Origin of the sequence: Stenotrophomonas sp. PS02300 (assembly GCF_029959395.1) — a bacterium.
GTDB classification, from domain to species: Bacteria; Pseudomonadota; Gammaproteobacteria; order Xanthomonadales; family Xanthomonadaceae; genus Stenotrophomonas; species Stenotrophomonas maltophilia_AD.
The window spans coordinates 51,734-59,039 of the sequence record NZ_JASCOP010000011.1 but is presented as its reverse complement, the minus strand read 5'-3'; the positions used below and the strand labels follow the sequence as shown (position 1 = coordinate 59,039).

The window sequence follows — 7,306 nt, the reverse complement described above, 5'->3', positions numbered from 1 at the left end:
GCCGACGGGCAGCCCCTTACGGGACACGCCGTAAACCCATCCATGGGGGTTTGGCAAAAACATCCATGTTTTTGACAGTCCCTACAGGGGCTGCCCGCCGGCCTCCCCTCTCGTGCATCGCGAGTGCGGATACGAAAGCAAAGCAAAGCAGCGACGCAGGGCGTCGCTCTACGTCGTTGATTCTCTCAATGCATTACCGATACATCGCGCGCGCATCGTAGAGCGACGCCATGCGTCGTTGCTCTTTCATCCGCACAGCGCGATGCATGACGGGGTCGGGCGGCGGGTAGCCCCCGTAGGGACTGTCAAAAACATGGATGTTTTTGACAAGCCTCCATGGATGGATTCACGGCGTGTCCCGGAGGGGGCTGCCCGACGCCCGGCCCCAGCTCGTATCAATAAAAACGCTGCAGTTGACGTTGACGCCAGCCCAAGAACATCAAGCCGCGAAAATGTTCCCAGGCCCGTTCGACGGCGGAACCGGCGGCGGGGCGGCGCGGCCGCGGTGGGCGAACATCTGGTTCCAGGCGGCGTACACCGCGCCGACGTACAGCGGCATGATCACCGCGGTGTTGGTCAGCTGCATCACGAACGCTGCTGCACCGGCGCCGCCGGCCATCAGCGCCAGCTGCATCACGATGAGCATCACGAAGTAGATGCACATCGCCGCGATCAGGCCCAGCAGCATGAACACCGCCATCGCGCCGAAATTGCGGATGCAGCCCTGCAGGCTCATGCGCAGCGCGTGCATGCCGCTCTGGTGGTCGAACACCACCAGCGCCGGCTGGGTGAACATCGCCATGCTCAGCGCCACGAACGTGCCGAAGGCGATCAGCAGCCACAGCAGGATCCGCATCACCGGCACGCCGGTCATCAGCGCCATGGTCTGCTCATTGCTCGGCGTGGCGCCGGACTGCTGCAGCTCCTGCATTTTGCGGAACATCTCGGCCGTGGCAGTCAGACCGTCGGGGCCCATCATCACGTACAGCAGCGTACCCAGCGCGATCACCGCGATCAGCTGGATCGCCAGCGGCACCAGCAGGTGGCTCACCCGGCGGTCGCGGATCGGCTGCAGCAGGTGCACCGGCGACGCGCGATGGCCCTGGGCCACTTCGCTCACCGCCACCAGCATGCCGCCGAACACCAGCGGACCCACCGCCACGGAGACCAGCTGGACCAGGATGCCCAGCCAGCTCGGCAACGCCTGCGCCAGCACCAGGATCAGGGAACTGACCAGCATGCCGATCACGCCAAGGACCGCCAGTTGCAGCGGCGCGCGGCGGTACAGGGTGAACGCGTCCAGCAGCCATTGGGCGCCCGCCGAGGCGGGCAGCTTGCGAATTTCGCTCATACCATTCCGGAACAGGGGGAAGGGCGCGCGCGCCCCGAATCCCAACGATTATCCCTGTTTTCCGTGCCTATCACCTGAAGGAAAGGACGCTTCCGGCGGTCTTTCAGTTGTTGCGTGCCTGGCGCACGAACCGGCGCAGCAGCTGGCGGGCCAGCGGGGCCGCACTGACACCGCGCGCCACGCTGCGCGCGCAGCCGCCGTGGCGGCCGATGCACTCGGCACGTGCCCGCACGTAGCCGCGCATGTGGTGGGTGGCGAACTCCGGGTGGAACTGCACGCCCCAGGCCTGCTGGCCCCAGCGGAAGGCGTGGCAGTTGTCCTGCGCCGAGCGGGCCAGGATGGCCGCGCCCTCCGGTGCGCGCAGCACCGTCTGCAGGTGGGTGGCGTGGGCCGGGAAGCGCGCCGGCAGGCCCGCGAACAGCGGGTCGTCCACCGCAGAGGGCTCCAGCGCCAGTTCGATCGTGCCCGACTCGCGCCCGGCCGGGTTGTAGGCCACCTCGCCGCCCAGCGCGTGCGCCAGCAGCTGGTGGCCGTAGCAGATGCCAAACACCGGGCGGTTGTCATGCGCGGCCGTGCGCAGCCACTGCGCGCTGCGCTCGCTCCAGTCGGCGCGGTCGGTCACGTAGGCGGCCGAGCCGCTGATGATCACCCCGGCAAAATCGCGGTGGTCGGGCAGCTCGCCGCCGTGCTCCACGTCCACCACCACCGTCTCGTCCGCATCCAGCCCCGCCGCGACCCGGATCCAGTGCGGAAAACGGCCGTACCGGCGCAGCGAGGCGACCGGTTGGCCGGTTTCAAGAATCAGGAAAGGCGAGCGGTTCATCGGGGGGAGGCAGCACGCTGAGGACTTCCTCGATTGTAGTCAGCCCTGCCGCCACCTTTTCAAGCCCCGCGCGGCGCAGGGTTCGTACTCCTTCAGCACGCGCGGCCCGGTTGAAACCGGCCAGGTCCATGTCCGCCCGGATCAGCCCGCGCAGCCGCGAACTCAATGGCAGCAACTCATACAGGCCTACCCGGCCCATGTAGCCGGTGCGCCGGCAGTCGAGGCAACCGGCCGGCGCATATGGCGTGGGCGACTCTGGTAATGCCTCATCGGCATCAGCCAGCACCGCCCATTGGGCCGCGCTGAGCGGCTTGGGCACCTTGCAGTGCGGGCACAGTGTGCGGACCAGCCGCTGGGCCAGGACCCCGTTGATGGTGCTGGCCAGCAGGTAATGCGGCACGCCCAGGTCGAGCAGGCGGGTGATCGCCGAGGGCGCGTCGTTGGTGTGCAGCGTGGACAGCACCAGGTGCCCGGTCAGCGAGGCCTGCACGGCCATCTGGGCCGTTTCCAGGTCGCGGATTTCGCCGATCATGATGATGTCCGGGTCCTGCCGCAGCAGGGTGCGCACGCCGGCAGCGAAATCCAGGTCGATGTTGGTCTGCACCTGCATCTGGTTGAATTCCGGCGCGATCATCTCGATCGGGTCTTCCACGGTGCAGACGTTCACGTCCGGCGTGGCCAGCCGCTTCAGGGTGGAATACAGGGTGGTGGTCTTGCCCGAACCGGTCGGGCCGGTGACCAGCACGATGCCGTGCGGGCGCTCCACCAGCGCCGTCCAGCCGGCCGCTTCCTGCGGGCTGAAACCGAGCTGGTCGATGCTCTTGAACGCCGCATCCGGGTCGAAGATGCGCATCACGCACTTCTCGCCGAAGGCGGTGGGCATGGTCGACAGGCGCATTTCCACCTCGCGTCCGCCCGGCGAGCGGGTCTTGATGCGGCCATCCTGGGGCCGCCGGCGCTCGGCCAGGTCCATGCGGCCCAGCACCTTGATCCGGCTGACCATCGCGGTCATCACCGCCGGCGGTACCTCGAACACCTTGTGCAGCACCCCGTCGATGCGGAAACGCATGCGCCCCATGTCGCGGCGCGGCTCCAGGTGGATGTCCGAGGCGCGCTGCTCGAAGGCGTACTGCAGCAGCCAGTCCACGATGTGCACCACGTGCTGGTCATCGGCGTTCACGTCGCCGGAGCGGCCCAGCTCCACCAGCTGTTCGAAGCTGGGCAGGATGCCGCTGGCTTCGCTGCGCACGTCGCCGCGTGCCCCGCGCACCGACCGGGTCACCCCGTAGAACTCCATCGTGTAGCGGTGCAGGTCCAGCGGGTTGACCATGGCCAGCTCGATCCGGCGCCGGGCCAGGTGCTGCAGGTCGAGCAGCCATTCCTGGGCCAGCGGCTCGCTGGTGGCCACCAGCAGCCGCTCGCTGTCCACCGCCAGCGGCAGGAAGCGGTGGCGGCGCGCATAGGCATGCGAGACCAGCGCGGTCACGGCCGCCACATCCACCCGGGTCGGATCGATGCGCAGGTAACGGGTGCCGGTGCGGGTGGCCAGCCATTCGGTCAGCCGTTCCAGGCCCAGCTCACCGCCCGAGGCGGCCGCCAGCTTGAGGTTGGCCAGCAGCACCAGCGGGTGCACTTCACTGGCGTTGCGGGCGCCCTGGCCGGAAAAGCGGATGCGCTCGACATCGCTGGCCGCGACCAGCCCGTCGGCCACCATGGCCGCCGCCACCTGGTCGAAATCCAGCCGGCCCGGCGGCAGGGGCCCCGGAGCAGGAACGGGGGCGAGCGTTGCCGGTGAGCGGTGTTCCATGGCGCCAGAATCCTCGGAGCGGGGCCTGCACGGCGTGATGGCAGCTTGCCTGAAATGCCGGCGGGCGGTCCGTCGCTATACTAGCGCACCCCCTGAGCAGGCAAGACTCCGCCGCATGTCCGCGACCCAGAACGTTCCGATCACTTTCCAGGGCCTCATCCAGACCCTCAACCAGTATTGGGCGCAGCAGGGCTGCGTGCTGATCCAGCCGCTGGACCTGGAGGTCGGTGCCGGCACCTTCCACCCGGCGACCTTCCTGCGCTCGATCGGCCCGGAAAGCTGGAATGCCGCGTACGTGCAGCCTTCGCGCCGCCCCACCGACGGCCGCTACGGCGAGAACCCCAACCGCCTGCAGCGCTACTACCAGTACCAGGTGGCGATGAAGCCCAGCCCGGACAACATCCAGCAGCTGTACCTGGATTCGCTGAAGGCACTGGGCATCGACCCGCTGGTGCACGACCTGCGCTTTGTCGAGGACAACTGGGAATCGCCGACCCTGGGCGCCTGGGGCCTGGGCTGGGAAGTCTGGCTCAACGGCATGGAAGTGACCCAGTTCACCTACTTCCAGCAGGCCGGTGGCCTGGAATGCAAGCCGGTGCTGGGCGAAATCACCTACGGTCTTGAACGCCTGTGCATGTACCTGCAGAACTGCGACAACGTGTATGACCTGGTCTGGACCTACGGGCCGGACGGCACGCCGGTGACCTACGGCGATGTGTACCTGCAGAACGAAGTGGAGCAGAGCACCTACAACTTCGAATACGCCGACGTGGAAGAACTGTTCCACCGTTTCGATGCGTGCGAGAAGGAAGCCCAGAAGCTGGTCGAAGTGGGCCTGCCACTGCCGGCCTACGAGCAGGTGTGCAAGGCCAGCCATTCCTTCAACCTGCTGGATGCGCGCCGCGCGATCAGCGTGACCGAGCGCCAGCGCTACATCCTGCGCGTGCGCGCGCTGGCCCAGGCGGTGGCGAAACTGTATGAAGCCAAGCGCCTCGAAGCGGTGGCCGCCAAGGAGGTGCAGGCATGAGCACGATGCTGCCGCTGCTGATTGAACTGGGTACCGAAGAACTGCCCGTGAAGGCGCTGCCGGGCCTGGCCCAGGCGTTCTTCGATGGCGTGGTGGACGGCCTGACCAAGCGTGGCGTGGCCGTGGAACGCGGCGACGCCAAGCCGCTGTCCACCCCGCGCCGGCTGGCGGTGCTGCTGCCCGGCGTGGCCGTGGAGCAGCCGGAACAGCGCGGTGAAGTGCTGGGCCCGTACCTGAACATCGCGCTGGACGCCGACGGCCAGCCGACCAAGGCGCTGCAGGGTTTCGCGGCCAAGGCCGGGATCGACTGGACCGCGCTGGAGCGCACCAGCGATGCCAAGGGCGAGCGTTTCGTGCACCGTTCGGTCACCCCGGGCGCGCGCACCGCCGCGCTGCTGCCGGAGATCCTGGCCGAGGCGATTGCCGCCATGCCCATTCCCAAGCCGATGCGCTGGGGCAGCCACAGCTACGGCTTCGCCCGCCCGGTGCATTGGCTGGTGCTGCTGCACGGCAAGGACGTGATCGAAGCCGAGGTGCTGGGCCTGAAGTCCGACCGCATGAGCCGCGGCCATCGCTTCATGCACGACAAGACCGTGTGGCTGTCCTCGCCGGACGACTACGTGAGCTCGCTGCAGGCTGCGTATGTGCTGGTGGACGCCGATGCGCGCCGCAGCCGCATCGTGGACGCGGTCAACGCCGAAGCCGCCGCCGCCGGTGGCCAGGCGCGCATCACCGATGACAACCTGGAACAGGTGGTCAACCTGGTCGAATGGCCGGCGCCGGTGCTGTGCAGTTTCGAACGCGAATTCCTGGCGGTGCCGCAGGAAGCGCTGATCGAGACGATGGAAATCAACCAGAAGTTCTTCCCGGTGCTCGATACCAGCGGCAAGCTGACCGAGAAGTTCATCGGCATCGCCAACATCGAATCGAAGAACGTGGCCGAAGTGTCCAAGGGCTACGAGCGGGTGATCCGTCCGCGCTTTGCCGACGCCAAGTTCTTCTTCGATGAGGACCTCAAGCAGGGCCTGGAAGCGATGGGCGAGGGTCTGAAGACCGTCACCTACCAGGCCAAGCTGGGTTCGGTGGCCGACAAGGTGCAGCGCGTGGTGGCGCTGGCCGGGCTGATCGCACCGCAGGTGGGCGCCGATCCGGTGCTGGCCAAGCGCGCCGCCGTGCTGGCCAAGAACGACCTGCAGTCGCGCATGGTCAACGAATTCCCCGAGCTGCAGGGCATCGCCGGCCGCCATTACGCGGTGACCGGTGGCGAATCGCCCGAGGTGGCGCTGGCCATCGACGAGGCTTACCAGCCGCGCTTCGGTGGCGACGATATCGCGCTGTCGGACCTGGGCAAAGTGCTGGCCATCGCCGAGCGTGCCGACACGCTGGCCGGTGGTTTCGCCGCAGGCCTGAAGCCGACCGGCAACAAGGACCCGTTCGCGCTGCGCCGCAATGCGCTGGGCCTGGCCCGCACGATCATCGAATCGGGCTTCGAGCTGGACCTGCGCGCGCTGCTGGAAACGGCGTTCGCCGGCCTGCCCGCCGCCGTCCAGCCCAGTGCCGAGCGCAAGACCGACACGCTGCCGCAGGAACTGTACGACTTCATCATCGACCGCCTGCGCGGCTACTACGCCGACAAGGGCGTGCCGGCCACGCACTTCAATGCGGTGGCCGAACTGAAGCCGGCCTCGCTGTACGACTTCGACCGCCGCATCGATGCCATCGGCATCTTCGCGGCGCTGCCGGAAGCCGAAGCGCTGGCCGCCGCCAACAAGCGCATCCGCAACATCCTGCGCAAGGCCGAGGGTGCGATTCCGGGCATGGTGGATCCGGCGCTGCTGGCCGAGCCGGCCGAAAGCGAGCTGGCCGAAGCCGTCGAAGCGGCGATTGACGACAGCAATGCCAGCCTGCACCAGAAGGATTACGTCAGCGTGCTGGCGCGCCTGGCCCGCCTGCGCCCGCAGGTGGATGCGTTCTTCGACGCGGTGATGGTCAACGCCGAAGATCCCGCGCTGCGTGGCAACCGCTTGGCACTGCTCAAGCGCCTGGGCGACCGCCTGGGCAGCGTAGCGGCCATCGAGCATCTGTCCAGCTGACGGCAACAGCCTGATCGCGTGTCATCCCTGAAAGCGCCCGACTGGTTCGGGCGCTTTCTTTTTGTGCGCAGCGGTTCGAATGCGACGAAAGCTGCAATTTGTCTGAATCTTGATTGAGCGTATCAACCGTAACAGCGGTAAACGATAAATTCGTGCAATCGGTATTCCCCCACGGCGCGTGATCATCCCGCGCCGCTCGTTCCAG

5 protein-coding genes are annotated in these 7,306 nt (G+C 67.4%); 2 read left to right on the top strand and 3 right to left on the bottom strand.

Annotated features, from left to right (window positions below):
• Window positions 1-439 precede the first annotated feature (439 nt).
• The 3 genes from QMX79_RS04155 to QMX79_RS04145 all read right to left on the bottom strand — a co-directional run bounded on the left by QMX79_RS04155 (window position 440) and on the right by QMX79_RS04145 (window position 3,981).
• The gene (locus QMX79_RS04155) at window positions 440-1,351 is read right to left on the bottom strand and encodes a BPSS1780 family membrane protein (RefSeq protein ID WP_282244683.1); all 912 of its coding nucleotides are present in this window, start codon (window positions 1,349-1,351) and stop codon (window positions 440-442) included.
• Window positions 1,352-1,454: 103 nt separating this feature from the next.
• Window positions 1,455-2,174 (bottom strand): glutamine amidotransferase, encoded by a 720-nt coding sequence (locus tag QMX79_RS04150; RefSeq protein WP_068847921.1) that lies wholly within the window; start codon window positions 2,172-2,174, stop codon window positions 1,455-1,457.
• The gene (locus QMX79_RS04145; RefSeq protein WP_282244681.1) at window positions 2,146-3,981 is read right to left on the bottom strand and encodes a GspE/PulE family protein; all 1,836 of its coding nucleotides are present in this window, start codon (window positions 3,979-3,981) and stop codon (window positions 2,146-2,148) included. The genes QMX79_RS04150 and QMX79_RS04145 overlap by 29 nt, the downstream gene beginning before the upstream one ends.
• A gap of 115 nt (window positions 3,982-4,096) precedes the next feature.
• Here QMX79_RS04145 and glyQ point away from each other — a divergent pair, with 115 nt between their 5' ends.
• Window positions 4,097-5,008 (top strand): glycine--tRNA ligase subunit alpha, encoded by a 912-nt coding sequence (glyQ, locus tag QMX79_RS04140; RefSeq protein WP_068847918.1) that lies wholly within the window; start codon window positions 4,097-4,099, stop codon window positions 5,006-5,008.
• A complete protein-coding gene (glyS, locus tag QMX79_RS04135; RefSeq protein ID WP_282244680.1) occupies window positions 5,005-7,101 on the top strand; it encodes a glycine--tRNA ligase subunit beta in 2,097 nt (698 codons plus the stop codon). Before glyQ ends, glyS begins: the two co-directional genes overlap by 4 nt.
• The last annotated feature ends 205 nt before the right edge of the window (window positions 7,102-7,306 follow it).